Raw genomic sequence first — 24,611 nt, 5'->3', positions numbered from 1 at the left:
GATATAAAAAGAAGCCTGGATAACTCGAGTTACCCAGGCTTCTTAGATTGAGATTACTTGTTTGATGTGTAATCGCCTTCATAACCAGCTGTAAAGATAGCGATTAAGAATGCTACTGTGACACCAAGAATTAATACTAAACCCATGGAAGTATCCTCCTTGTGTATATAAAATCTCTCTATTTAGTATAGCTCAAATAAAAAAACTTTACTACTTTAATTTCTCATAATGAATAAGGTTCAATTCAATTTAATTGGGAACAATATAGAAAGGAGGCTGATAATTGTGGGACAAGAAAACGATAAATCAATTTTAAGTGGAACAATGGCAAATAATATGGAAGACTTAATTTTTCTTGGAAAACAGATGGAACGGATGCGTGATGGAGCACAATTAGAGGAAGATGAACGTTTCCCAGACCCTATACAATTTGATGAGCTCGACAACGATAATGATGAAAAAGAGAGTCTTACGCGAAAAAATTAAAAGTATTTAGGGGTGTCCCCAATAGGAGATACCCCTTTTTGTTAAGCGTTCACTTGATAATCTTTTAACTCATCTCTTAGCTTAGCTTTTAAGAATTTACCAACAGATGTTTTTGGAATTTCGCTCAAGAAAACAATATCATCTGGTAGCCACCATTTTGCGAATTGTCCATCGAGATAATTGATTAATTCTTCTTTAGTCACTTCTTTTCCTTCCTTCAAAACAACGCAGGCTAATGGGCGTTCTAGCCATTTTTCGTGAGGAATGGCAATAACAGCTGCTTCGAAAATTGCTTCATGTGTCATTAAAGCATTTTCTAATTCAACTGATGAAATCCATTCACCACCACTTTTGATAAGATCCTTCGTACGATCTGTAATTTTAATGTATCCTTCTGGAGTTACAACGGCAATATCACCAGTGTAAAGCCATCCGTCCTTAAATGCGTCAGCGGAACGTTCGTCTTTATAGTATTCATTTGCTATCCAAGGGCCGCGTATACGAAGCTCGCCCATTGTTTGCCCATCCCACGGCACTACACCACTCTCATTCACTATCTCAGTATCAAGTAAAGGTACCGTTAACCCCTGAGAAGCTCGAATATCTAATTTTTCCTCTGCCGTCCAGTCGTCCATAGCAGATGTGTAATTTGATAGTGAAACAATCGGAGAAGTTTCAGTCATTCCGTAGCCTACGATATATGGAACTTTAAATTGCTCTTCAAACGTTTTGATTAATCCTTTTGGTGAAGCAGAGCCTCCACAAACTACAGCTCGTAACGATGAAATATCTCGAGGATTTTTCTGTTGTTCGTGTGCTGTACCTAACCAAATCGTTGGGACACCTGCAGTTAAGGTCACCTTTTCTTGCTCGACTAAGTCAAGAATCAAGGCTGGTGTGAAGGCTGGACCTGGCAATACCTGAGTTGAACCATAAGCAACACCTGCAAATGGTAATCCCCAAGCATTCGCATGGAACATTGGAACAATTGGTAATAGCACATCCTGTTCACGAACGCCCATACTGTCAGCAAGCCCAAGTGCTAGAGTGTGGAGAACGATTCCTCTGTGAGAATAAACTACCCCCTTTGGCATCCCCGTAGTGGCACTTGTATAACACATTCCTGCGGGAGTATTTTCATCTAAATCCTTAGGGAAATCAAATGTATCTTCACTTTCAGCAAGTAATTTTTCATAGGAATGAATGTTAGGGAAGCTTGATGGTGGAATATCCATATTATCCTGCATTACGACAATATGCTTCACCGTTTTAAGATAAGGAATTGCTTTTTCAAATAAAGGGAGTAGATCACCATCGATTAATAAAATTTCATCCTCAGCATGATTAATCACATAAATAATGTGCTCAGGTGATAAACGGATATTAATCATATGCAAAATGGCGCCAGCACAAGGTACTGCAAAATAAGCTTCCAGATGGCGATGGTGATTCCATGCGAAAGAGCCGACCTTTGTTCCTTTTTTCATACCTAGCTTTGTTAAAGTGCTTGCAAGTTTTCGTGTGCGCTTCACATATTCCTTATAAGTAATGCGATGAGTGGTATCTGTACTAGTTCTTGAAATGATTAATTTCTCGGGATAATATTTTTCCACCCGTTCTAAAAAGCTTGTTAACAATAACGGTGTATCCATCATAAATATCAGCCTCCCTAAATTTACATAACAAACGGACGTAAGAATAAGAAAATAGTCCTTTATTATTTATATTTAAATAAATTAATAGTTAGAACGAGAAAATATACAAAAATACTAGAAAAATATAACGTTTATGAGAGTCAAGAATAGATAGTTTCTAGAAACGAATAATAATAGTGGCAAATATTAATGCGATTGTTTTAGTATGTTTGTAATTCATCATATAATGGTGATAGAAAAGATAGGAGTGAGTTAAAGTGACAGTAGTGATTCCATCAAAAACATTGGCTAATGGAGTAAATATGCCATATTTAGGCTTAGGCGTTTACAAAATGACGGACAAAGAAGAAGCAATTCAAGCAATGAGTAAAGCCCTTGTAATGGGATATCGTGCAATTGATACAGCTGCGCTTTATTACAATGAGGAAGAGGTTGGGGAAGCGATTAGCTCTTCTGGCATCCCGCGCGAGGATATTTTTGTTACAACGAAAGTATGGAATACCGATCAGGGCTATGATCAAACATTACGTGCCTTTGAAACATCACTGAAAAAACTAGGTCTTGAATATATAGATTTGTATTTAACGCATTGGCCAGTAGAAGGTAAATTTGTGGAGACTTATCGTGCAATTGAACGCCTGTACGAGGAAAAGTTAATTCGCGTGCCAGGTGTATCGAATCACCATATACATCATCTTCAAATGCTATTTGCAGAAGCTAATACAAAGCCAATGGTAAATCAAGTAGAATTACACCCGTATTTATCTCAGGAGCATTTAAGAGCTTTTTGTACTGAAAATAATATAGCGGTTACTGCTTGGTCGCCATTAGGTCGCGGTGGTATTCTTCAGGATGAAACTATTATGAAAATTGCGCGAGATGTAGGGAAGTCCACAGCACAGGTAATCCTGCGTTGGCATTATCAGCAGGATATCATTTCCATTCCAAAATCAGTAACACCGAGCCGTATCGAAGAAAATGCACAGGTTTTTGATTTTGAATTGTCTACTGAGCAAATGGCAGAGTTAGATAAATTGAACAGAAATCAACGTTTCGGCCAAAACCCAGACAGCTTTAAGTTTGATTTTTAATTCTAGAAAAATGGGCAGCCTGTTATTGAGCAGTGGTTGCTCTTTTGGAATGAGAAGAATGGAAGAACCGACTAAATAATATAGGAAAAGCGTGGAGCTGCATTTTGGAAAGCTGGAGGTAGCCATGCTAATTTCTATATTTAGATAAACGAACAAATCCTTAAGCGGAAAATTTTCGGTTAATGCATATAGTGAAGGCTTAATTAGCAGATATAAGCGAAGAAATTTCGGTTAACGGTCTTAAATTAGACAAAATACAAGGATTTGAGCAATATAGAAGGAAAATTTTCTTTTATTTAATGAAAAAAATTGCATATTTTTTGATTTAAGCGGAAATTTTTCCTTTATTTCAACACACTTTAACCCAACCAGTATAGGAGATCCTGAAACATAAATTCAACGATAAAAAATAGAGTGTAAAATCACAGTGATTTTACACTCTATTTCTTAATTTATTGATCCTTCACAACTATCCGCTTATTCAAGAACGGATGGTCAAATTCTAATTGGATGGCGTGTAATTCATAATCGCCAGAGGCCGTTTGTCGCGCGTCATACATCGTGTCCCCAACAATTGGATGGCCGATATGTGCCAAGTGAACACGAATCTGATGAGTACGCCCCGTTTCAAGCACTAAATTAACTAGACATGTACCCTTAAAGCGTTTTACCACTTCAAAATGGGTAATTGCTTGCTGACCAGTTGGTGAAACGACACGACGAGTTGCATGGTGACGGTCTTTTCCGATTGCTTCATTAATCGTCCCACTATCCTGACGAATGTTTCCTTGTACTTCCGCCTCGTAGGTTCTCACAATCGATTTTTCTTCAATCATACGGTCGAAAATAGATTTTGCAATTTGATGCTTGGCTACTAATAATAAACCTTTCGTTCCAAGGTCAAGTCGGTGAACATGCTCAGCATAATGGCCACCATTTTCTTGGATATGGGCAATTACGTGATTCATGCATGTATCTACATCCCACTCGTCATTTGGATGGGTTGCCATTCCTTTTGGCTTGGACACAATGAGGCAGTGCTCATCCTCGTATTGAATTGTCAGCTCACACTCATCTGTTGGTCTGTAATTTGAAGAGGGAACTTCAAATTTAAATTCCAGAATAGTTCCTGTTTTCAGAGGATCCTTCCATAATACAGGAGTTCCGTCGGATAACGTCACCGCTTTTGCCATACGTAGCTCATGCACAATTTTTTTCCCAAGGCGCCATTTCTCACGCAGTAATTCTTCTACAGTTAAACCATCTTGTACGATTTCATATTGGAACATATTTTTACCTCCAAAATAAGAATAATCGTGTCCAAAAATGAACACGATTATTCATCACTTCTCTTAAATTTTATCTTGCATTATGATTTAGTTTGCTCTAAAAAATCATAAATTACATCTGGATTTTTAGAATAGTCGCCAATAATACGATTTACTTCCTTACCATCTTTGAAGTAAATTAAAGTTGGTGTCGACTCAATGTTGTATTGGTTCCAGCCTTGATCATATTCTAAAAGATTATATTGATCAATGTGTACGTCAACTTCATCGGCGATTGGCATAAGAGCAGGAGTCATTGCCTGACAGTGAATACACGTTGGGCTGAACATATAAGCAACTACAGGTTCACCTGAGTCAATTTTTTCTTCTAGCTCTTCAGGTAAAATGATATTTTGATAATTTTCATTATCAAGTAAATCAATTGTTGCTTGATCTAAGCTATCGGTATCATAAGGATTGTCCTTTAACTTATCTTGATTTGCTAAGTTTGTTAGAATAATGATAGCTGCAAAAAGTACTACGACAACTGCGCCTAGAATTCCCAATTTTTTCATTGTTTTTCTCCCTTCATAACTTTTATCATATAGAAGCTAGTAATAGCGATTAAGATAAACGCAACGCCAGCTAAGAATGGTATGGTAATAAAGCCGAACATATTAATGTATTGTCCTGTACATGGAACTCGTCCACATGCGGGAGCTGATTCTGATAAGAAGTCGAGCTTTTGAATACCATAATGATAAAGAGAGATGGCACCACCAATGCATGAGAAGACTGCAGTTGTGACCGCAATCCGTGCATTTTTTTGTATGTAAGCTACGGTTGTCATAAGCAAAATTGGATACATAAGAATTCGTTGATACCAGCATAACTCACAAGGCTCGTAGCTGCGTATTTCAGAAAAATATAAGGAGCCGAGTGTTGCTACTAATGACGTTAGCCATATAAATAGCAAACTATTTTCTAGTTTTTTATTCATTTAGCATCTCCTGAAAATCATGTTCTATTGAAGATAAGTAAGTTTAAAGCCTTATTATCCACATAAGTACAACTAAGCCAAATCCTAAAAAGCAATTAGCCAAGTTTACTAACAGTTTTGATTATAATTTGTTCGCAAATAGAAGTAAATTATTTTGAATTAAAAATAAATACACATAGGAGTGAATTTGACAATAATATGAATCTGCTTTCATGGTTATTAAAAAATACTAGAGTAGCGTAGCATATATTTCAGGTCCATCTCTAGGTGTTTACGCATTAATTCGGAGGCTGATTCACCATTTTTTGAGGCGATTGCTTGATAGATTTCTTCATGCTCCTCATATAATAAGGGTCTTTTGTTTTTTATAAGTAAACGGCGATATAAATAGAAAACCGTATTCAATTTTTGAATTTCCTCTAGCATCACAGGATTATTACATTCTGCAAGTATTAGATCGTGGAATTTCTTGTTTGCGCTTACAATTTCATCGATACTACCATTTTTGGATTCCTTCAAGATTTGCTTTAATTGGCTTAATTTTTCTTTTGTCATGTTTTCGGCCGCTTTTTTGGCCGCGTGACTTTCGATTAATGTGATTAACTCTGATGAGTAGATTAAGTCTTCCTTTGTGGGTTTATAAACACGTTTGTTTTTGATTAAACCTTCTTGTTCGAGATGTCGAATTGCTTCTCTTATAGGTGTTCTACTAACCCCGATTTTTTCAGCTAACCGTTCCTCCACAAGCTTTATACCACCTATTAACTCACCGCTTAATATCAAATTTCGAATTGACTCATAGGCTAAACGATAGGCATTTGTGGTACTTGGATTTACTACCTGCATTCTAACTCCCCCTTGTTACACATAATACGTCTCTATTATACACCGAAAGTCACACAATATTAGTAAAATTCATAAATTTTAATAATGAAATTAGAGTGAGATTTATCAATTATTCTAAGGGGAAAATAGCAGCTTTTTCTCTATGTTGGACAAGTTATTTATCCAACCCAAAAAAATTCATCCAAAAGTATGAGGGCCATACAAATGCGGTAGGGTGTTATTCAATGATATGATTAGTTAATAAAAAACCTATGAAGGCTTGTTCGAAAAATAGATTACAAATGCGCACAGGGTGATATTGTGAGGTGTACAAAGCTTGTCTGTAAATGATCATTCCAATATAACGATTCTAAAAGAAATTGCAGAGTTACTAAATGAAGAAACTGATTTGATTCCGATGTTAAAGGGTGCTTTAAGCAAGTTTTTAAGAGGAACAAATTTTGAAACCGGCTGGATTTTCTTTATCAATGAAAAAGGGAAGAATGAGTTAATTGCTCATGAAAATTTACCCGAGGCACTAGAGTTTAATAATTGTCATCATTTACAAAAGGGTGGCTGCTGGTGTGTTTCTCGATATCGAAAAAATGAACTGAAAAAGGCTTCCAATATCATTGAGTGTCAACGAATCGAAGCGGCTATCGAATCAAAAACAGGGGATAATGCCGACATTACGCATCATGCGACAGTACCACTGCAATCAGGTGATGAGCGGTTTGGTATTTTAAATGTTGCTTCTCCTAAAACAAATAAGTTTTCAGAAGAGGAATTAGAGCTACTAGAATCTGTAGCCTTTCAAATGGGTTCAGCCATTAAACGTATCAATTTAACGAAGCAGGAGCAGGAAATTGCTTTAGTCCGAGAAAGAAATCGGTTGGCACGAGATCTACATGACTCTGTAAATCAATTACTGTTCTCCGTAACGCTAACAGCACGAGCAGGAATTGAAATGAGTGAAGCCACAGAAATCAAGGATACATTCAAAGAAATTCAACAGCTAACACAGTCAGCCTTAACTGAAATGAGGGCACTTATTTGGCAATTGCGTCCAAAGGGCTTAGAAAGTGGGCTACTAGAGGCGATCAAAGCTTACGCAGAAATGTTAAATATAAATTTGACAGTCAATGTCTCAGGGGTCATCCAATTTCCATCACGGGTGGAAGAAACATTATTTCGTATTACACAGGAAGCCTTAAATAATATACGTAAGCATGCAGGGGTACAAGAGGCAATCATTTATATTACCGTAACGCCAACGGATATATTGCTCGTCATTAAGGATGAGGGAAGAGGATTTGTGATTGATCCAGAAAAGAGTCTTCCTTCTATCGGTTTACAATCCATACAGGACCGTTCAGCAGCACTTGGAGGCTCCGCCGATTGGGTGAGCCAAATTGGGAAGGGAACGGAGCTATTAATCCGTTTACCATATTAGGGGGGATATAATGATTCGAGTTTTAATAGCAGATGACCATCATGTTGTACGACGTGGTTTACTATTTTTCTTAAAGACACAAAAGGATATTGAAGTAATTGGCGAAGCAAAAAATGGGGTAGAGGCTGTTGAGCTTGTTGAATCTCTGCAACCTGATATCGTATTAATGGATCTTGTCATGCCTGAAATGGATGGTATACAGGCAACAAAAAAGATCAAAGCCAAATGGCCACAGGTTCATATCCTAATGCTAACAAGCTTTTCCGATAAAGATCATGTTTTGCCTGCGATTCAAGCAGGAGCTGCTGGCTATCAATTAAAGGATATTGAACCAGATGAATTAGTGAACTCTATCCGGCAAATTATCCTGGGTGAGAATATTATTCATCCAGCTGCAACGACGCAATTGGAAGAAACTCTTCGTGAGGAAGAAAATTTACCTCATGTTAAAAATACGTTGACTCCAAGGGAACGAGACGTTTTAGCCGAGCTAACAAAAGGGAAAAGTAATCGCGAAATTGCCTCGTCTTTATTTGTTACAGAAAAAACAGTAAAGACGCATATTTCCAACATTTTTACAAAGCTAGATGTTCAAGACCGTACGCAAGCAGCGCTTTACGCCGTCAAGCATGGACTGACAGAGGGTAGCGAAATTCAATAGGTGACGTTATTTAAATGGCTTGATCTCTCTTTTAGGAGGAGATTGAGCTTTTTTTTGTTTTTTATAAAGTGGCTAGATTATCATTGAAAGTGGCTAGATTCCCCAAACCCTCAACCTCAACCTGATCCCCAACAAAAAAACAGCCTACAATACTGTAAGCTGCACACTTTAATATTAACTTAGAAATGATAATCCTCATCGGTGGCTGTTGGCAGCTCATGTGGCTCGATATGGACAAATACCATACAATAGGGATTAAACTTTTTCACTGTTGACTCAATTTTTTCAGTAATTTCATGGCTTTGCCGGACATCTAAATGGGGGTTTACAGTTACAGTAACATCTATAAAGCTGACATTTCCATGAGACCTACCTTTAACGTCGACTAGATCTATCACACCAGCAACATTATTTATTAATACTGATAATGTTTCGGCTTCCTCTATGTTGAAGCTGTCTGATAATGTTTGAACAGCCTCCCAGAAGATTTCAATAGCTGTTTTTATGATAATGATGGCCACGACTACTGCTGTTATTGTATCGATAATCGAAAATCCAATGATTGCCCCGAATATCCCGATGGCTGTACCGATACTTACCAGTGCATCGGATCGATTATCGTAGGCTGCTGCTTTTACTGCGGAGCTATTGATTCTTTTTGAAAGGGCCAAATTGTAACGATAAACACCATACATGACTATTGCACTCCCTAATGCTACATAGGCAGTTAAAGAGGAGGGTGTTTCCCGAATAGGGTTCCATAAATTCATGAGTGAACTAAGGAGAACCTGTAAACCTACCATCATCATGATAAAAGATGCAATTAAGGAAGCGATTGTTTCTGCACGTAGATGTCCATATGGGTGATTGGAATCCGGTGGTCGTTGAGAAATTCGTAAACCAATTAGGACGGCAATCGAAGCAATAATGTCTGTTGTATTATTTAGTCCGTCTGCTTTTAATGCGTCTGAGTGTCCAAAATATCCGATTGTTAGTTTTATGGAGCTCAGGATTAAATAGGTACCAATAGATAGCCAAGCACCTTTTTCCCCAGCTCGTAAATTTGTATATAGCTCCACAATGTTTCCTCCTGGCAAAACTTTAGAACAAGACAAAACAGAGCCGTCTCTTTTGAAATGAGACGGCTCCGTTTTTTGCAACCCAAGCTTTAGTTAGTTACAAAAATCAGTTCTCAATGCTTTCATAAAAAGTAATGTCCCAAAAGTTGAATGATTAAACTTTTGAGACATACTCATTATTTTGGCATTAATTATTCTTCTGATTCTTCTACTTGATCAGATTCTTCTGACTCAGGTAGTTTTGTTATTTCAATGTAAAGAATATGATGGCCGTCTGATTCTTTAATTTTGAATTCATAGCCTTCGAAATCGAAGCTATCGCCTTCGACAGCATCGAATCGTTTCGTTAAGAACCAACCACCAATGGTATCAACATCTTCATCATCAATCGTAATACCTAACATATCATTTACTTCGTCAACTAACAATTTAGCATCTAAGATGTAATGGTTATCACTAATTTCTTGTATTTCTGGTATTTCATCCTCGTCAAATTCATCTTGAATATCACCAACAATTTCTTCGATAATGTCTTCAATTGTAACTAGACCAGATGTTCCACCATATTCATCCATTAGGATCGCCATATGAATTCGTTCACTTTGTATTTTCAGTAATAAATCACTAATTGGAACTGTCTCAAACACACGGATGACTGGCTGCATATAATCAACTACAGGCTTGTTACCGTTTGCAGGATTTTTTATATAGGCAGTAAGTAAATGCTTAAGATTTACTAAGCCGATGACGTGGTCCTTGTCTCCATCAGTGATAGGGTAACGAGTATATTGTTCTACCCCCATTACTTCAAATACTTCTTTTACTGTTAAGTCTTTTTCAAGACTAACAATTTCAGTTCGAGGTACCATAATTTCCTTCGCTGTACGGTCAGAGAATTCGAAAATACTATTTACATATTCGTATTCAGAATGATTAATCTCTCCGCCTTTATAACTATCTGTTAGGATAATACGAAGTTCTTCTTCAGAATGAGCTACATCAGATTCAGATGCCAATTTAAGGCCAAATAGACCTGTTAATGCACGTGCAGAGCCATTTAGAGTACGGATAAATGGATACATTACCTTGTAAAATACCATTATTGGTCCTGCTAGGTTCAAGGTAAGCTCTTCTGATTTTACAATGGCAAACGTTTTTGGTGTTAACTCTCCTACGACAACGTGTAAATACGTAACAAACATAAACGCAATAATGAATGAAAGCAGTGAAGATAGCGTTGCGTCTAAATTCATCAGTTCAAATAAAGGATGTAAAATCAGCTCAAATGTAGGTTCACCTAACCAACCTAAACCTAGGGCTGTAATGGTAATACCTAACTGGCAGGCAGATAGATACTCATCTAAATTTGATACAACCTTTTTAGCTTTCATTGCTTTTTTGTTGCCCTCTGCAACTAATTGATCGATACGAGTAGTTCTTACTTTTACGATTGCAAACTCAGTTGCAACAAAAAATGCCGTAGCAGCAATTAACAAGAAAAATGCTGCCAACTTAATGGTTAACTCTACTATGTCTACGTCCAAATACTATCTTTGTTCCTCGCCCGAATGAGGGGTGCGAACAAAGAGTACACCTCCTATAATAAAAAATGATTGAATAATACAATGATAAAATATTTATGAGGAAAATACAAATAGTGACTACAAATTTGTCTTAAAGAATATTTTAATATTTTATGACATTTTTGCTTTACTAAAATCATAGAATAGACACGTTGATTGTAAAGCTATGTTAAAATATTTCTATTTTCTAAAAATTGTTGACTTTCAAAAAATGGATATGCTACGATTTATATGTAAATTATAAATATTAGAAAAGGAGGTTAGGATTATGAAAATTAAAAACATTTTGCCGCCAGCAATTAAATACGATAATCCAAGCCTACCTCAAGCTTTCTTATATTTATAAAGGACGCGCATAAAAGTAATGAGGGGATACAGGTATTGGATACTTGTATCCTTTTTCTATGAGCACCTATCTCACAGGAGGATAGGTGTATTTTTTTTGTGCGCGGCTAGAAAATTATGGAAAAGGAGAGAGTATTATGAAAAGTCGTTTCACTAGAAAGTTGTTAAAAAGAGAGTGTACAGATAGTGGATAGTGAAGTTGAATAGTAAATTAGGAGAAGGTGCTTAAATGTTTGAAGTAATGTTTAAATTAAAGTGGTTTTTTAAAGCTTATTGGAAAAGGTATTTGATCGCAGTTGTTTTATTAACAGTTGCTAATGTTATAGAAGTAGTACCGCCATGGATTATAGGGGTAGCGATTGATGATATTGCCCTTGGTACAATGACATCTGATTCTTTAAGTAATTATTTGCTATGGCTTGGGCTGATAATTGTATTCGGTTATATGATTAATTTTACATGGCAATATCAGTTGTTTGGTGGCGCATTATCGTTAGAAAGAATTTTAAGAAAGAAACTAATGTATCAATTTTTAAGGATGACACCGACCTTTTATGAGAAGAATCGTACGGGAGATTTAATGGCTCGTGCCACCAATGATTTAAATGCTGTTTCATTAACAGCAGGGTTCGGAATTATGACGTTATTCGATTCTACGATTTATATGGGTGCCATTATTTTAGCGATGGGATTCTTAATATCATGGAAGCTGACTATTTTCTCTATGCTTCCGATTCCGATTATGGCCGTACTTATGCAGTATTTTGGAAAAATCGTACATGAACGTTATATGAAGGCACAGGATTCTTTTGGTGATTTAAATGATAATGTACTGGAATCCGTTGCAGGTGTTCGAGTAATTCGTGCTTATGTACAAGAAAAGAAGGATGAAAAACGCTTTGCTGATATGAGTGAGGAAGTTTATCAGAAAAATATCCATGTTGCCAAAATCAATGCATTATTTGGTCCAATTACAAAAGTAGGTACCGGGGTTAGTTATGTTGTAGCTCTTGGGTATGGATCTTTCTTAGTATCAAATGGTGAAATGACAGTTGGGCAGCTAGTTACATTTAATGTTTATTTAGGCTTAGCGGTTTGGCCAATGATAGCAATTGGTGAATTGATAAATGTCATGCAGCAAGGGAATGCGTCGCTTGACCGTGTTCAAGCGACTTTAGATTATGAGCAGGATGTAAAAAATCCAAAAGAGCCTGGTAATGTTCAATATCCAACATCTCTTGGGTTTGATGATTTTACATTCCAATATCCTTTGTCTCAAATGAAAAACCTGCAGAATATTTCCTTGCATGTAAAACGAGGCCAAACACTTGGAATCGTAGGGAAGACCGGTGCTGGTAAAACAACCTTTGTAAAGCAATTACTAAAGGAATACCCACTAGCTGAAGGTCAATTTACTGTTGGAGATGTCGATATTGCAAAGCTAACAAAAGAACAGCTGCTTGAATGGATTGGCTATGTTCCTCAAGATCATGTGCTATTCTCAAGGACCATTCGAGAAAACATCTTATTCGGAAAAGAAGATGCGACAAGTGAAGAAATTGATGAGGCAGTTCGGCTTGCGTATTTTGAAAATGATTTAAAGAATCTACCATTGGGGCTGGAAACTTTAGTTGGAGAAAAGGGGATTTCTCTTTCTGGAGGGCAGAAGCAACGTGTGTCGATTGCTCGTGCCATGATTAAGAATCCAGAAATCCTTATTTTAGATGATTCATTATCTGCGGTAGATGCTAAAACTGAAGCGAAAATTATAGAGAATATCGGTCATGTGAGAAAAGGAAAAACTACTATTATTACGACCCATCGTTTGTCTGCTGTCCAGCATGCAGATCAAATTATCGTATTAGATGAGGGACAAATAATGGAAGAAGGAACCCATGAGGAGCTCCTTCAAAAACAAGGCTGGTACAAGGAACAGTATGATCGCCAACAGCTAGAGGAGGTGCCTAGCGAATGAGTACTAGTAAACGTTTATTCAACTATGCAATGTATTTCAAAAAGCCAATCTTTATAGGATTAGCATTATTAACACTTGCAGTTTTGACGGATTTAGCTGGACCGTTCATTGCGAAGCATATTATTGATAATTATATGACGCCAGGGTCAATTGACTTGCAGCCGATAGTAAATCTACTAATTGTGTTTTTCGTGTTATCAATTGCAACGGCAATACTACGTTATTTTATGTTTATCTATTTACAAATCGGAGCGAACCGCATTATTCAAAAGCTTCGTAAAGATGTCTTTGGTCATATCCAAACAATGTCCATCGATTACTTTGATAATTTACCTGCTGGGAAAATTGTTGCTCGTGTAACAAATGACACCGAAGCAATTCATAATTTATATGTTCAGGTGCTATCTCAATTTGTGACGAGCTTCATCTCGATTCTGGGAGTTTATGTAGCGCTCTTTATCTTGAATGTTAAGATGGCACTTGTCGCCTTAATCGTTGTGCCAGTGATTTATATCTGGATGGTAGCTTATCGAAAATATGCTTCTCAGTATAATCATGTTGTGCGTACGAAAATTGCAGATATTAACGCAATGATCAACGAATCGATTCAAGGAATGACAATTATTCAAGCGTTCAAGCGTGAGAAGCAAATGAAAGATGAGTTTGCTGAGATGAATAATGAGCATTATGAATATCAAAGAAAGCTATTATTCTTAGATTCTGCAACATCATTCAACCTAGTGCATGTTTTAAGATTATTGTTCTTTGTCGTGTTTATTTACTATTTTGGTACACAGTCAATGACAACAACAGAAGTAATTACAGCAGGGACTCTTTACGCCTTCGTGGATTATATAACGCGATTATTTGGTCCGATTGTAAATATCGTCAATCAATTTTCACAATTGGAACGTTCTTTAGTAGCGGGTTCTCGTGTGTTTGAGCTACTTGATCGCAAAGGAGAGCCTGTGAGTGAGGAATCCATTCCGCGCTATGAAGGAAATGTAGAGTTCGAAAATGTATCCTTTGCCTATAAGGACGATGAATATGTATTGAAGAATATCAACTTCTCAGCCAAAAAAGGTGAAACGATTGCCCTTGTTGGTCATACCGGTTCAGGGAAAAGCTCGATAATGAACCTATTGTTCCGCTTTTATGATCCTCAAAAGGGAAAAATCATCATTGATGGCAAAAATATTTTATCGATTTCGCGACAATCCTTCCGAGAGCATATGGGAATCGTTCTACAGGATCCGTATTTATTTACAGGGACGATTGAAACAAATGTGAGTTTAAAAGACCCGCGTATTTCAAGAGAAACTGTTGAAAAAGCTCTTGAAGCAGTTGGGGGAGACCGTGTACTAAAGAATCTTGAAAAGGGATTAGATGAGCCTGTAATTGAGAAGGGAAGTACACTTTCCTCTGGTCAGCGTCAGTTAATATCATTTGCACGGGCATTGGCTTTTGACCCAGCAATTTTAATATTGGATGAAGCAACTTCCAATATTGATACTGAGACTGAGGAAATTATCCAGCATGCAATGGAAGTGTTAAAAAAAGGAAGAACGACCTTTATTATCGCTCACCGTTTATCTACTATTAAGAATGCCGATCAAATTCTTGTATTAGACAAAGGGAAAATTGTTGAGCGCGGTACACATGAAGAATTAGTTGCTTTAGGTGGAAGGTACGAAACAATGTATCGTCTGCAAGCGGGAGCATTGAGTTAAATAAATCTTAGAAAAAGGGAGTTGGTCCAGATTACTTGGGCCAGCTTTTTTCTGTCATGAAGATGTTAGAAATTTTTAAATATATCGAAATTACTATTGCCTATCTATAACGCAACCCGTATATTTAGGGTGACGAAATAAAGTGCGGGAAGTGGTGATTGTGCCATGTATAAAAGACTCAGAGATTGGCTCTCTAATATTATGTCCTTTAATAGGAACATAAAATTATTTATGCTTGGCAATATACTCATTCAAATTGGGATGGGTGTATTTGGTGTAATGTACAATCTTTACATACGTGAGTTAGGTTATTCAGAGGCAGTTAATGGTAGTGTCATTTCAATCACTTCATTAGCTACTGCTTTGATGTTAGTGCCTGCAGGGATTATAAGTGATCGTATCGGGCGGAAATCCATTTTACTAGTCGGTACATTTGTTTCTGCCATTATGCTCTTTGGGAGGAGTATTGTTTCGGTTGAACAGCCGATTTTGATATTTGCCTTTTTGACAGGGATTGTATGGGCATTTGTTCAGGTTTCTGGTGTTCCATTTTTAGCGGAGAATTCAAAACCAACTGAAAGAATGAATTTGTTCAGCATCCATTTTGCAATCGTCACGGTTGCAAATGTAATCGGGAACTTACTTGGCGGGCTTGTATCTGATGGATTTCAGCATATTTTCAATATCGGAGCAGTTGAGAGTATCAGAAGCTCCTTGCTTTTAGGAGCGGTAATTTTCGCCTTCGGTTTGCTGCCTCTATTATCCCTTAGTACTACTAAGTCAGAAAACGAATCACAGGGTAGATTACTAAAGTCTCCTAAAGAGATGGAGGACTCGGAGGATAGTAGCTTTAAAAAGAACTTTGGCATGATTGTCTTATTCGGAATTGCCAACTTACTAATCGGTACCGGGTCAGGGCTAGTTATCCCATATTTGAACCTATATTTTGCGAATCGCTTTGATGCGTCAAATTCCTATGTCGGGTTAATTATTGCTTTAGGATCAGCCATGACAGCAGTTGCAATGCTGATTGGTCCCTTGCTTGTAAAAAGGGTAGGAAAGGTTCGTGCATTAGTTATTTTTCAATTACTATCGATTCCGTTCCTGTTTTTAACGGCTTTTACAAATTCGTTGCTTATTGCTTCAATTGGGTTTTTAATGCGACAGGCGCTGATGAATGCAGGGAACCCAATTCAAAGTGCCATCGCAATGGATGTGGTTCACAACAAATATAAGGGCCTTGCCAATTCAGTTAGTCAAATGGTGTTCAATATTGGATGGGCAACGATGGGGCTTCCAGCTGCATGGCTTGTTACAACCTATGGGAACTATTGGGGTTACGCATACACGTTCTCAATAACAGGCTGTATCTATTTAGTAGCTTCAACTTATTTCTATTTAGTATTTAGTAGGAAGTATAAGGTGAAGGAAGAATCATAACGGGTATAGAAAAAAGCGAGTTCACTAAGTCGAACTCGCTTTTTTGTATTTAGGAAAGTATAGTTTTTATCATCAATCATAGACATGGAAAAGCATAAGCTCGTGAATCATTTTTTCGACGGTAGCCAGGTCGTTGTCTAAAGGCTTTTCTCCAATCCAAACGATTTTCCCATCTTTTTTATATTCAGCTTTATATAATTGCTGTTTATAGTAAAACGAAATTGCCCACCCCGGCAGTAAATTATTTTCGAACAAAGGCTTAAAGTTAAAATGCTGAATCATACATATCCCCTTCCTGAAACTTTCAACATAAGTTAATCGTACTAAAAGTTAGGAGGAATGGCTAACATTTCTTTATAGGACCTGACTCTGATATAATAGGTACGAGTTTGAAAGAAATGAGAGGATTTAAATGGAAAATGCAGTGATTACCATAATCTTTATGGCAATTGTCGGTGCAATTATTGGTGGCTTTACAAACTTTTTAGCCATTAAAATGCTATTCCGACCTTACAATGCAATCTATCTTAAAAAGTGGCGTTTGCCATTCACTCCTGGCCTCATTCCAAAAAGACGTCAGGAATTATCAAAGCAAATTGGTATAACAGTAAGGAATTATTTACTCACTCCTGAGGTGTTTCGTAAAAAGCTTTTTAATGAGGATATTAAATCCACAGTTTTGGAATTTGCCGGAAAGAAAATTGAAGGTACGCTCTTTACAGATGAAAAGACAATTTATGATTGGCTCAAACAGGGCGGATTTGAGCAATTACCTGACACAATTGAGCAAAGAGTAGATGTGATTATTGAAAAGCAATTCCATTCAATGAGAAATACTTTATCAACAAAATCAATCGATGCTTTACTGCCAAGTAATGTTCATGAGGTAATTGATAGAAAAATCCCTGAGGTTGTGACTTATATTTTAGAAAAAGGGGAAGAGTATTTCCTTTCTCCAAAAGGCGAAGCAACTATTAAAAACATGATGGATGATTTCTTGGGCTCTAAAGGCTCCTTCGGTGGAATGATTCAAATGTTTTTAGGTGACTCAGCATCAATAGTTACGAAAATTCAACGAGAGCTAATCAATTTCCTAAAAGCACCTGGAACAAAGCATTTATTAGTTAATATCATCTCCCAGGAATGGGATAAGTTAAAGCAGCAGCCAATTATGAATTACTTGGAGGAAGTAGATTTTGATTCAATCCTAAGTAATATCAAGGGTTACGCGAAAAAAGAGCTGAACATTCGTGAGCATTTAAATCAGCCGATTCGCCACTATTGGCCACAAGGTAATGACTATGTAAAGCATGATTTACTACCAAAATTAGTAGAGAAAGGCTTTAAAGAAGCTAAAAACAAGCTTGAAGATGTAGTAAATCGTTTAAATTTAGATGAGGTAGTTCGTGAACAAGTGGATTCCTTCCCATTGGAGAAATTGGAGGAGCTAGTACTAAGCATCGCTTCAAAGGAATTAAAAATGATTACCATTTTAGGAGCAGTTTTAGGTGGATTAATAGGTATTGTACAGGGTTTAATTGTCTTCCTATTAAATTAATAGCTCTGTTATAGATGAATGTTGATTTTTTGTGGGATGTGGGTATGTTGGTGTGTGAAATAAAAGGAAAAATTCCGGTTAAATTGGAGAATACCTTGATTTTCTTGAAAATAAAGGAAGTTTTTTCGGTTATTGTAGCTAAATCCCTAGATTTTGACTCATTTGAAGCAGTTAACAGGAAATTTTCCCTTTATATTGCTTCTAAAGTGCTCTAAATACACAATAACCGAAATTTCTTCGCTTATCAGACATCTCCTACCTAAACAAAAATCAAGAATGCATCATATACAAGAGCGAAAATAAAAATGAGAGTGGGTAAAATTTTGATCAACATTTACAATGACATTAACAAATTAGAAGCAACTATGCGTCAAACAGACGAATTCAAAGTTTTAAAGGATTCTGTTGAAGCAGTTCGTGCAGACGAAGAGGCAAGAGTGCTATTTGCTAACTTCCGTGACGTACAAATGAAGCTGCAACAAAAACAAATGAACGGTGAACAGTTACTTGAAGACGAGCTGCTACACGCACAAAAAACAGCTCAGCTAGCCCAATCAAGCCCAACGATCCTAGCAATGCTAGAAGCAGAAATGGCACTAAGCAAAGTAATCGAAGAAGTAAACCGCATCCTAGTCCAACCAATCCAATCTCTATACGACGGACTATAACAACCTTAAAATCCCAAGAGCTAAAATTTAGCTTTTGGGATTTTTTTGAACATTTTAGTAGTGGAGTTCAGGAATGGGAAAATGAGAAACAATTCTATTACCATAATATCCAGAAAGATATCTAATTTAGAATACGCAGCCTACCACGTAAGCTGCGTAATATATCCAGAAAACTTAGAAGTAGTTTCAATGTGAGCTAGACCTTCACAAAAGCAGCTGCCAAAATCGCAACATCGTGTTGCATTGGCAGCATGACCAACGTCGTGTTGGCCCCAAAGACAAGTCGTAGAGACAACAAGTTGGCTCTGCGGCTTGTGTGGGGTGCGAGAACGTCGCGTCCTTGCGACATCGCTCCCATGACCAACATCGTGTTGGCCTCTTGGATAGCGCACCAACCAACACTATATTAAAATTTTTATTAGTAATGTTTTAATTTGTGACAATAAAAATCAAAATTATTATCCTTCCTCTACATCATTTGTTATATTAAAGAGACGTGTTATAATTAACGTTTGAAATTCAGTGCAATTACTCGCTCTAGAGTAATTTCTCCTTTGTTGTTAACAGGATTGTGAAATTAATAGGGAAGAGAGACACAAGTGATGAAAAAAATTGAAATAAATGAAGTGTTTAAAGAGGATTGGAATCGCGTTTTAAATCATATTGCGAATTTGTTTTATGAAGACTCTAAGATTGTTGTGTCAGCAGAGGATGCTGAGCTATCTTTCCGTTTCCAGCACTCTATTGACGAAGATTATACAATCCATACTGCCTGTAACTTAACAGTAGATGGTCAAAAATATACAAGCAATTATTCTATTCATTATGAAACAGAAGGCACGGAAAAGGAACAAGGAATTCGCATGAAGCGTGCTCTTTCTCACGTCATGCTAGATGTACTTGAACAGTTTACAGGTATGATACAGCAATGGGGCATTTTAACTGGTGTGCGTCCAACAAAGCTTTACCATAATTACCGTAAACAAGGTAAGAGTGATGAAGAAATTTATGCAATCTTAAAGAAAGACTTCCGAATTTCCGATTCCAAAATTGCGCTAATGAGTGAAATTGTGAAACGTCAGCTGATTACAATTCCAGACCTAGACGAATTAGGAAAAGAGATTTCTGTATATATTGGTGTCCCATTCTGTCCGACTAAATGCGCTTATTGTACTTTCCCGGCTTATGCAATTCAAAGTAATCGTAAAGCAGGACGTGTGGAATCGTTTATCGATGGATTGCATATCGAAATTCGAGCAATGGGGAAATGGTTAAAAGACAACAATATGAATATTACTTCTGTCTATTGGGGTGGAGGTACTCCGACATCAATTGAAGCCGATGAAATGGATGCCTTATATAAAACAATGTTCGAAGCATTCCCAAATCCAGAGAAGATTCGTGAAATCACTGTTGAAGCTGGTAGACCTGACACAATTACGCCAGAGAAGATTGAAGTATTGAAAAAATGGGGAATCGACAGAATCTCAGTGAATCCACAAAGCTATACTGATGAAACCTTAAAAGCAATCGGTCGTCACCACACAGTTCAGGAAACAATCGAAAAGTTCTGGTTATCGAGAGAGTCGGGAATGAATAATATCAATATGGACTTAATCATTGGACTTCCGAACGAAGGGATTGAAGAATTCCAGCATTCTTTAGACGAAAGTGCTAAAATGCAGCCAGAATCACTAACTGTTCATACATTGTCATTTAAACGTGCATCTGAAATGACGCATAATAAAGATAAATATAAAGTCGCTGATCGCGATACAGTAACGAAAATGATGGATATGGCTAGTAGCTGGACGAAAGAAAATGGCTATGTTCCTTATTACTTATATCGCCAGAAAAACATTTTAGGTAACTTAGAGAACGTTGGGTATTGTAAACCAAGTGAAGAAAGTATCTATAATATTGTTATTATGGAGGAGGTTCAAACGATTTTAGGAATTGGTTGTGGTGCTTCCACTAAATTTGTAAATCCTACATCAGGGAAAATCACGCAGTTCCACAATCCAAAGGACCCAGCTGCATATATTATGACTTTTGAAGAAGCAATAGAGAAAAAAGTAGAAATGTTAAATGAATTATATAACACACAAGTAAAACAATAGATTTAAGGCAGAGGAACAAAAAAACCTCTGCCTTTTTATATTGCATAAAAAAGGGACCGGACATGAATTTTTTCCGGTCCTTTTGCAGCTTTATTAAGCAGATACTTGAATAAAGCTTACCTGTCTTAGGTTCACTGAAATCCTTCTTGTAGCTCTTTCATATGAATCAGTGGATTCAGTTAAGGTTAAGATGTTACCACTAATTGATAACAGTGTTCCTGTAAATAGAGTTTCGCCAACAGCAACTCTGATAGGTTGATTTATTAGAGTACGTAACTGAAGAGATAGTAAACTTGCGAACAATTTAAACACCTCCTATTTTAATTTGCAAAACTTAGAATACTTACTAGTGGGATATAAAATAGATCAGAACTTGATCTTAAAACAATATAAGTTGGTTTGACTTCAACTAATACTCCAGTGACACTAGAGTATTCTGTTAAGATCTCAACATCTGAGCCTTCTAACGCTTTAAGAGCTAAACCAATTTGCAACATTGTTAATCTCCTTTCTTAGTCAATCTGTAAGAAGTATATGTTTAATAGAGTTGAAATGTTTGGGTTAATGGCTTATTTTATCTATCTTTTCTCTAAAATTTTATAGAATTGAGTATTTCGCACAGATAATTTGATAGAAATTTCATAGTTTAACAAAGGAGGTGATATAGGTGAAAAAAAGAAAAGAAGGGTTAATTAGCGTTGTAGTACCAATTTATAATGCATCTCTATATATTGAAGAGTGCTTAAACGGCCTATTATCTCAAACCTATAAAAATATGGAAGTAATTTTAGTAAACGATGCATCTACTGATAATACAAAAAGCGTAGTGGAAAAGTGGATAAAAACATCAAATCCTTCTTTCCCCATTATTATATGTAACCTTCCAGTAAATACAGGGTTTGCTGGTGCCCTTACTATCGGATATTTTATGAGCTCTGGTGAATATATTGCAGTTAACGATGCAGATGATATTTCACATCCTTCTCGCTTTGAGAAACAAATAGACTTTATGTTGAAGAATACGGATTATGATTTAATAGGTACGAATTATCAATTGATTAGTGAAAATAAAGAGGATAATGGCAAAGAAGCTAACTGGCTGCATTATGGCTATGATTCTATCCGAAAAGTTTATGCTGCTGGTAAGCACTGTATCTGTCATGGAACAATTCTTTTTAGGGGAAAGATTTTTGATATAGTTGGGGGACCAACTCGGAGAATCACTGGGGCAGAGGATTATGAATTTATCGTAAAATTCTTAAATGCCAATCTTAAGATAGATAACTTAAAAGAAGCATTGTATTTCTATCGCACCCATGATAAACAACGGTCTAAACAATTCTATGGAAGTGAAAAACGTGGATAATGAAAGGGTCTTACTTGTCGTTGATGCTTTATATGTAGGGGGTACAGAAACTCACATATTGTCATTAGCAAAGGAGCTAATAAAAAAAAATGTCTATGTTTCAATTGCGGCAAGAAAAGAAGGAAGCTTGATTAGTTCCTTTGAAGCTTTGAACTGCCCGATTCATCATATTGATTTTCCACGCACCCTAACTCTCGAAAAGAGCGATGAAGCAAAATTACTGAGGAAAATAGAAGATATAATTGAATCTGAAAAAATTTCTGTAGCTCACTTTCATCAAACTCCTTCAGGCTACTTAACGGGGAAGGCTGCGAAGAATAAGAGGATTGCAACAGTTTTTACAGTACATGGAACCTATTATCCCGAACAGGAAATTCGCATGCTACTGAAATATTCGGATACTATTATTTGTGTTAGCCCACCTTTATGCGAGTATATAAAGTCATTTGGAGCAAAAAATATTAAGCTGGTACCGAATGGTATTGATATAGAGGCATATTCGGTGAATCGATCAACGGAAGAGCTAAAAAAAGTTTTGAAAATACCTAAAGAATCTGTAGTTGTTTTATATGCAAGCAGGATAGCGTGGGCTAAAGCGAATGTTTGTTCAATGCTGCTAAGAGCCTGCAAGGATTTGAAATTAAATCCTATTCCCAATCTTCATCTCGTTGTTGTCGGTGATGGCAATAAGTTAAATGATATAAGAGTATTGGCACATTATATTGAAAAACTGTGCAAGGTGTCATTCATTCATATCGTAGGGGAACAGAGGGATATGCATGCTTATTATTCAATGGCAGATTGTGTGGTTGGAACAGGACGTGTAGCTTTAGAGGCAATGGCTTCAGCAAAAACGGTTATAACAGCTGGTAATCATGGTTACTTTGGCGCTGTCACAAAGGACAATTTTGATGAGGCGTGGGAGTATTATTTTGGAGACCATGATTCGAAATCTCCTTGCAGTAGACATGTATTGAGAGATAATCTAAAGCGAGTTTTACAGGATAAAGAATATTTAAAGAAAAACGGTCTCGAAACTCATGAAATAGTAGAAGAAAAATTTAATATTAAAAAAGTAGCTATTGATATAGTGAAAATTTACTCCGAAACGGTGAAAGGAGGGAATGGAAGTTGAAAAATCTCCTGTATATTGGCTGGATTGGCTTCAATAATTTAGGTGATGAATTATTGTGGAACATTTTTAAAGAGAAATGCGGAGAGTTTTTAGATGTAAAGGAGTTTGAAATTACCCCCTCTGTACCGGGAGTCGATCTTAAAAGTCTTGAAAAATATGATATGGTCATATTAGGAGGCGGCTCTCTCTTACTACCGGGGTATCTTCAAATTCTTCAAAAAGCATTGCATCAGGGAAAACCAGTAGCGATATGGGGTTCAGGAATCGACTGGATTGAAAAGAAAAATCTTGATTTATTAGAAAATAATCAGTTAAAATCTATGGAGCAAAACTTCAAGCAAAAGGATGTAGAGGTACTAGAAGAAGTAATCGAAAAAGCATCGTTTGTAGGAGTTCGAGGTCCATTAACAAAAAAAGCTATTGAAATTATGCTAGGTACTGAAAAAGCGAAAAAAGTAAAAATTATTGGTGATCCAGGATTATTATTGAAAAAACCGAACCTGACAAATAAAAAAGAAAAAATAATTGGCATCAACTGGGGAACTACATTCAATCGTTTATATGGTGGAAATGAAGCAAAAGTAGAGGATCAGTTAGTGATGGCAGCTAAAGAACTGATCAAATCAGGATATAAAATTATGATATATACCGTGTGGGGCAATGATATTCCACATTGTGAAAGATTATACAAAAAAATAAATGATTCCCAAAATGTAATTCTTGATAAGAATCTTTATAAAGAGAAAAAGCTTATGGAGAAATTATCACAGTGCATGGGAACTATTAACTTTAAACTACATGCAAATTACTTATCCTTTACAGCAAATGTCCCAGCAATTGCATTGGGCTATCGCTTTAAAGTATTTGATAATGCGGCATCACTTGGATTACAGCATTTAGTCGTGTCGACCGATTCCCAACAGCTAACTAAAGAAATATTGGAACGGGTAGCAATCATAGAGAAAGATGAAGCAAAGATTATAGAACAATATACAGCTACTAAAAAGGAATACAGCCCACTTTTAGAGTCACTGTTCACGAATGGTTACCTATAAAAATTAAGGAGGCTTCCGATATTTAAAGTGTACCCTTTGTAAAGGACATTTTGAAAAAGAGCCTAGGCAACTTGTTGAAGCTGCTGTCTGTATTTTGCAGGCGGCAGCTTTTTTAAAT

General features: G+C 36.6%; 23 protein-coding genes. 13 read left to right on the top strand and 10 right to left on the bottom strand.

The window, feature by feature from the left end:
- The first annotated feature begins 285 nt into the window (after positions 1 to 285).
- A complete protein-coding gene (locus BJ095_RS14685) occupies positions 286 to 486 on the top strand; it encodes a hypothetical protein (RefSeq protein ID WP_235867674.1) in 201 nt (66 codons plus the stop codon).
- Positions 487 to 527: 41 nt separating this feature from the next.
- Here BJ095_RS14685 and BJ095_RS14680 read toward each other — a convergent pair whose 3' ends face one another.
- Positions 528 to 2,141 carry a long-chain fatty acid--CoA ligase gene (locus BJ095_RS14680; RefSeq protein ID WP_107936583.1) on the bottom strand — a complete coding sequence of 538 codons (1,614 nt, stop codon included), beginning with the start codon at positions 2,139 to 2,141 and terminating at the stop codon, positions 528 to 530.
- 302 nt (positions 2,142 to 2,443) lie between these two features.
- On the opposite strand from BJ095_RS14680, the gene BJ095_RS14675 reads away from it, so the two are divergent.
- Positions 2,444 to 3,232, top strand: a complete 789-nt coding sequence (locus tag BJ095_RS14675; RefSeq protein WP_107936625.1) for an aldo/keto reductase — start codon at positions 2,444 to 2,446, stop codon at positions 3,230 to 3,232.
- Positions 3,233 to 3,684: 452 nt separating this feature from the next.
- Here the strand turns inward: BJ095_RS14675 and BJ095_RS14670 are convergent, their stop codons facing one another.
- The 4 genes from BJ095_RS14670 to BJ095_RS14655 all read right to left on the bottom strand — a co-directional run bounded on the left by BJ095_RS14670 (position 3,685) and on the right by BJ095_RS14655 (position 6,346).
- Entirely contained in the window at positions 3,685 to 4,521 is an 837-nt protein-coding gene (locus BJ095_RS14670) for an RluA family pseudouridine synthase (RefSeq protein WP_107936585.1), read from the bottom strand.
- Positions 4,522 to 4,601: 80 nt separating this feature from the next.
- Positions 4,602 to 5,075, bottom strand: coding sequence for a thioredoxin family protein (locus tag BJ095_RS14665; protein WP_107936586.1), 474 nt, complete (start codon positions 5,073 to 5,075; stop codon positions 4,602 to 4,604).
- The gene (locus BJ095_RS14660) at positions 5,072 to 5,500 is read right to left on the bottom strand and encodes a disulfide oxidoreductase (RefSeq protein WP_107936588.1); all 429 of its coding nucleotides are present in this window, start codon (positions 5,498 to 5,500) and stop codon (positions 5,072 to 5,074) included. Before BJ095_RS14660 ends, BJ095_RS14665 begins: the two co-directional genes overlap by 4 nt.
- 219 nt (positions 5,501 to 5,719) lie before the next feature.
- A complete protein-coding gene (locus BJ095_RS14655) occupies positions 5,720 to 6,346 on the bottom strand; it encodes a GntR family transcriptional regulator (protein WP_107936590.1) in 627 nt (208 codons plus the stop codon).
- 316 nt (positions 6,347 to 6,662) lie between these two features.
- Between BJ095_RS14655 and BJ095_RS14650 the strand changes: the two genes are divergently transcribed.
- Together BJ095_RS14650 and BJ095_RS14645 are read left to right on the top strand one after the other, a co-directional pair.
- Entirely contained in the window at positions 6,663 to 7,778 is a 1,116-nt protein-coding gene (locus BJ095_RS14650) for a GAF domain-containing sensor histidine kinase (protein WP_107936592.1), read from the top strand.
- A gap of 10 nt (positions 7,779 to 7,788) precedes the next feature.
- Positions 7,789 to 8,439, top strand: a complete 651-nt coding sequence (locus BJ095_RS14645; RefSeq protein WP_107936594.1) for a response regulator — start codon at positions 7,789 to 7,791, stop codon at positions 8,437 to 8,439.
- Positions 8,440 to 8,618: 179 nt separating this feature from the next.
- On the opposite strand, the gene BJ095_RS14640 is transcribed toward BJ095_RS14645, so the two are convergent.
- Both BJ095_RS14640 and BJ095_RS14635 read right to left on the bottom strand, forming a co-directional pair.
- On the bottom strand, positions 8,619 to 9,518 hold the full coding sequence (locus BJ095_RS14640; RefSeq protein WP_107936595.1) for a cation diffusion facilitator family transporter: 900 nt from the start codon (positions 9,516 to 9,518) through the stop codon (positions 8,619 to 8,621).
- Positions 9,519 to 9,709: 191 nt separating this feature from the next.
- A complete protein-coding gene (locus BJ095_RS14635) occupies positions 9,710 to 11,029 on the bottom strand; it encodes a hemolysin family protein (protein WP_181418085.1) in 1,320 nt (439 codons plus the stop codon).
- Between the two features lie 646 nt (positions 11,030 to 11,675).
- Here BJ095_RS14635 and BJ095_RS14630 point away from each other — a divergent pair.
- The 3 genes from BJ095_RS14630 to BJ095_RS14620 all read left to right on the top strand — a co-directional run bounded on the left by BJ095_RS14630 (position 11,676) and on the right by BJ095_RS14620 (position 16,591).
- The gene (locus tag BJ095_RS14630; protein WP_107936599.1) at positions 11,676 to 13,421 is read left to right on the top strand and encodes an ABC transporter ATP-binding protein; all 1,746 of its coding nucleotides are present in this window, start codon (positions 11,676 to 11,678) and stop codon (positions 13,419 to 13,421) included.
- Positions 13,418 to 15,151 carry an ABC transporter ATP-binding protein gene (locus BJ095_RS14625; protein WP_107936601.1) on the top strand — a complete coding sequence of 578 codons (1,734 nt, stop codon included), beginning with the start codon at positions 13,418 to 13,420 and terminating at the stop codon, positions 15,149 to 15,151. The genes BJ095_RS14630 and BJ095_RS14625 overlap by 4 nt, the downstream gene beginning before the upstream one ends.
- Before the next feature lie 201 nt (positions 15,152 to 15,352).
- Positions 15,353 to 16,591 (top strand): MFS transporter, encoded by a 1,239-nt coding sequence (locus tag BJ095_RS14620; RefSeq protein WP_235867672.1) that lies wholly within the window; start codon positions 15,353 to 15,355, stop codon positions 16,589 to 16,591.
- A gap of 72 nt (positions 16,592 to 16,663) precedes the next feature.
- Here the strand turns inward: BJ095_RS14620 and BJ095_RS14615 are convergent, their stop codons facing one another.
- The gene (locus BJ095_RS14615) at positions 16,664 to 16,873 is read right to left on the bottom strand and encodes a YheE family protein (protein ID WP_107936605.1); all 210 of its coding nucleotides are present in this window, start codon (positions 16,871 to 16,873) and stop codon (positions 16,664 to 16,666) included.
- Between the two features lie 130 nt (positions 16,874 to 17,003).
- On the opposite strand from BJ095_RS14615, the gene BJ095_RS14610 reads away from it, so the two are divergent.
- The 3 genes from BJ095_RS14610 (at position 17,004) to BJ095_RS14600 (ending at position 20,937) form a co-directional block, all read left to right on the top strand.
- The gene (locus BJ095_RS14610; RefSeq protein ID WP_107936607.1) at positions 17,004 to 18,149 is read left to right on the top strand and encodes a DUF445 domain-containing protein; all 1,146 of its coding nucleotides are present in this window, start codon (positions 17,004 to 17,006) and stop codon (positions 18,147 to 18,149) included.
- 323 nt (positions 18,150 to 18,472) lie between these two features.
- Positions 18,473 to 18,817 carry a YlbF family regulator gene (locus BJ095_RS14605; protein ID WP_107936627.1) on the top strand — a complete coding sequence of 115 codons (345 nt, stop codon included), beginning with the start codon at positions 18,473 to 18,475 and terminating at the stop codon, positions 18,815 to 18,817.
- Positions 18,818 to 19,419: 602 nt separating this feature from the next.
- Complete coding sequence (locus tag BJ095_RS14600; RefSeq protein ID WP_107936609.1) at positions 19,420 to 20,937, top strand: coproporphyrinogen III oxidase; 1,518 nt, start codon at positions 19,420 to 19,422, stop codon at positions 20,935 to 20,937.
- Between the two features lie 93 nt (positions 20,938 to 21,030).
- On the opposite strand, the gene BJ095_RS14595 is transcribed toward BJ095_RS14600, so the two are convergent.
- On the bottom strand, positions 21,031 to 21,240 hold the full coding sequence (locus BJ095_RS14595) for a hypothetical protein (RefSeq protein WP_107936611.1): 210 nt from the start codon (positions 21,238 to 21,240) through the stop codon (positions 21,031 to 21,033).
- A gap of 17 nt (positions 21,241 to 21,257) precedes the next feature.
- On the bottom strand, positions 21,258 to 21,434 hold the full coding sequence (locus tag BJ095_RS14590) for a DUF2642 domain-containing protein (RefSeq protein ID WP_107936613.1): 177 nt from the start codon (positions 21,432 to 21,434) through the stop codon (positions 21,258 to 21,260).
- A 170-nt stretch (positions 21,435 to 21,604) separates the two neighbouring features.
- Between BJ095_RS14590 and BJ095_RS14585 the strand changes: the two genes are divergently transcribed.
- From BJ095_RS14585 to BJ095_RS14575, 3 genes are read left to right on the top strand one after another with little or no spacing between them, the layout of a single operon-like run.
- Positions 21,605 to 22,303 carry a glycosyltransferase family 2 protein gene (locus tag BJ095_RS14585; RefSeq protein WP_107936615.1) on the top strand — a complete coding sequence of 233 codons (699 nt, stop codon included), beginning with the start codon at positions 21,605 to 21,607 and terminating at the stop codon, positions 22,301 to 22,303.
- Positions 22,296 to 23,438 carry a glycosyltransferase family 4 protein gene (locus BJ095_RS14580; RefSeq protein ID WP_181418083.1) on the top strand — a complete coding sequence of 381 codons (1,143 nt, stop codon included), beginning with the start codon at positions 22,296 to 22,298 and terminating at the stop codon, positions 23,436 to 23,438. Before BJ095_RS14585 ends, BJ095_RS14580 begins: the two co-directional genes overlap by 8 nt.
- Positions 23,435 to 24,493, top strand: a complete 1,059-nt coding sequence (locus BJ095_RS14575; protein ID WP_107936619.1) for a polysaccharide pyruvyl transferase family protein — start codon at positions 23,435 to 23,437, stop codon at positions 24,491 to 24,493. The genes BJ095_RS14580 and BJ095_RS14575 overlap by 4 nt, the downstream gene beginning before the upstream one ends.
- Positions 24,494 to 24,611: the final 118 nt, after the last annotated feature.

It is taken from the genome of Ureibacillus chungkukjangi, assembly GCF_003217295.1.
Lineage (GTDB): Bacteria > Bacillota > Bacilli > Bacillales_A > Planococcaceae > Ureibacillus > Ureibacillus chungkukjangi.
This window is presented reverse-complemented; position numbering and strand designations above follow the sequence as displayed.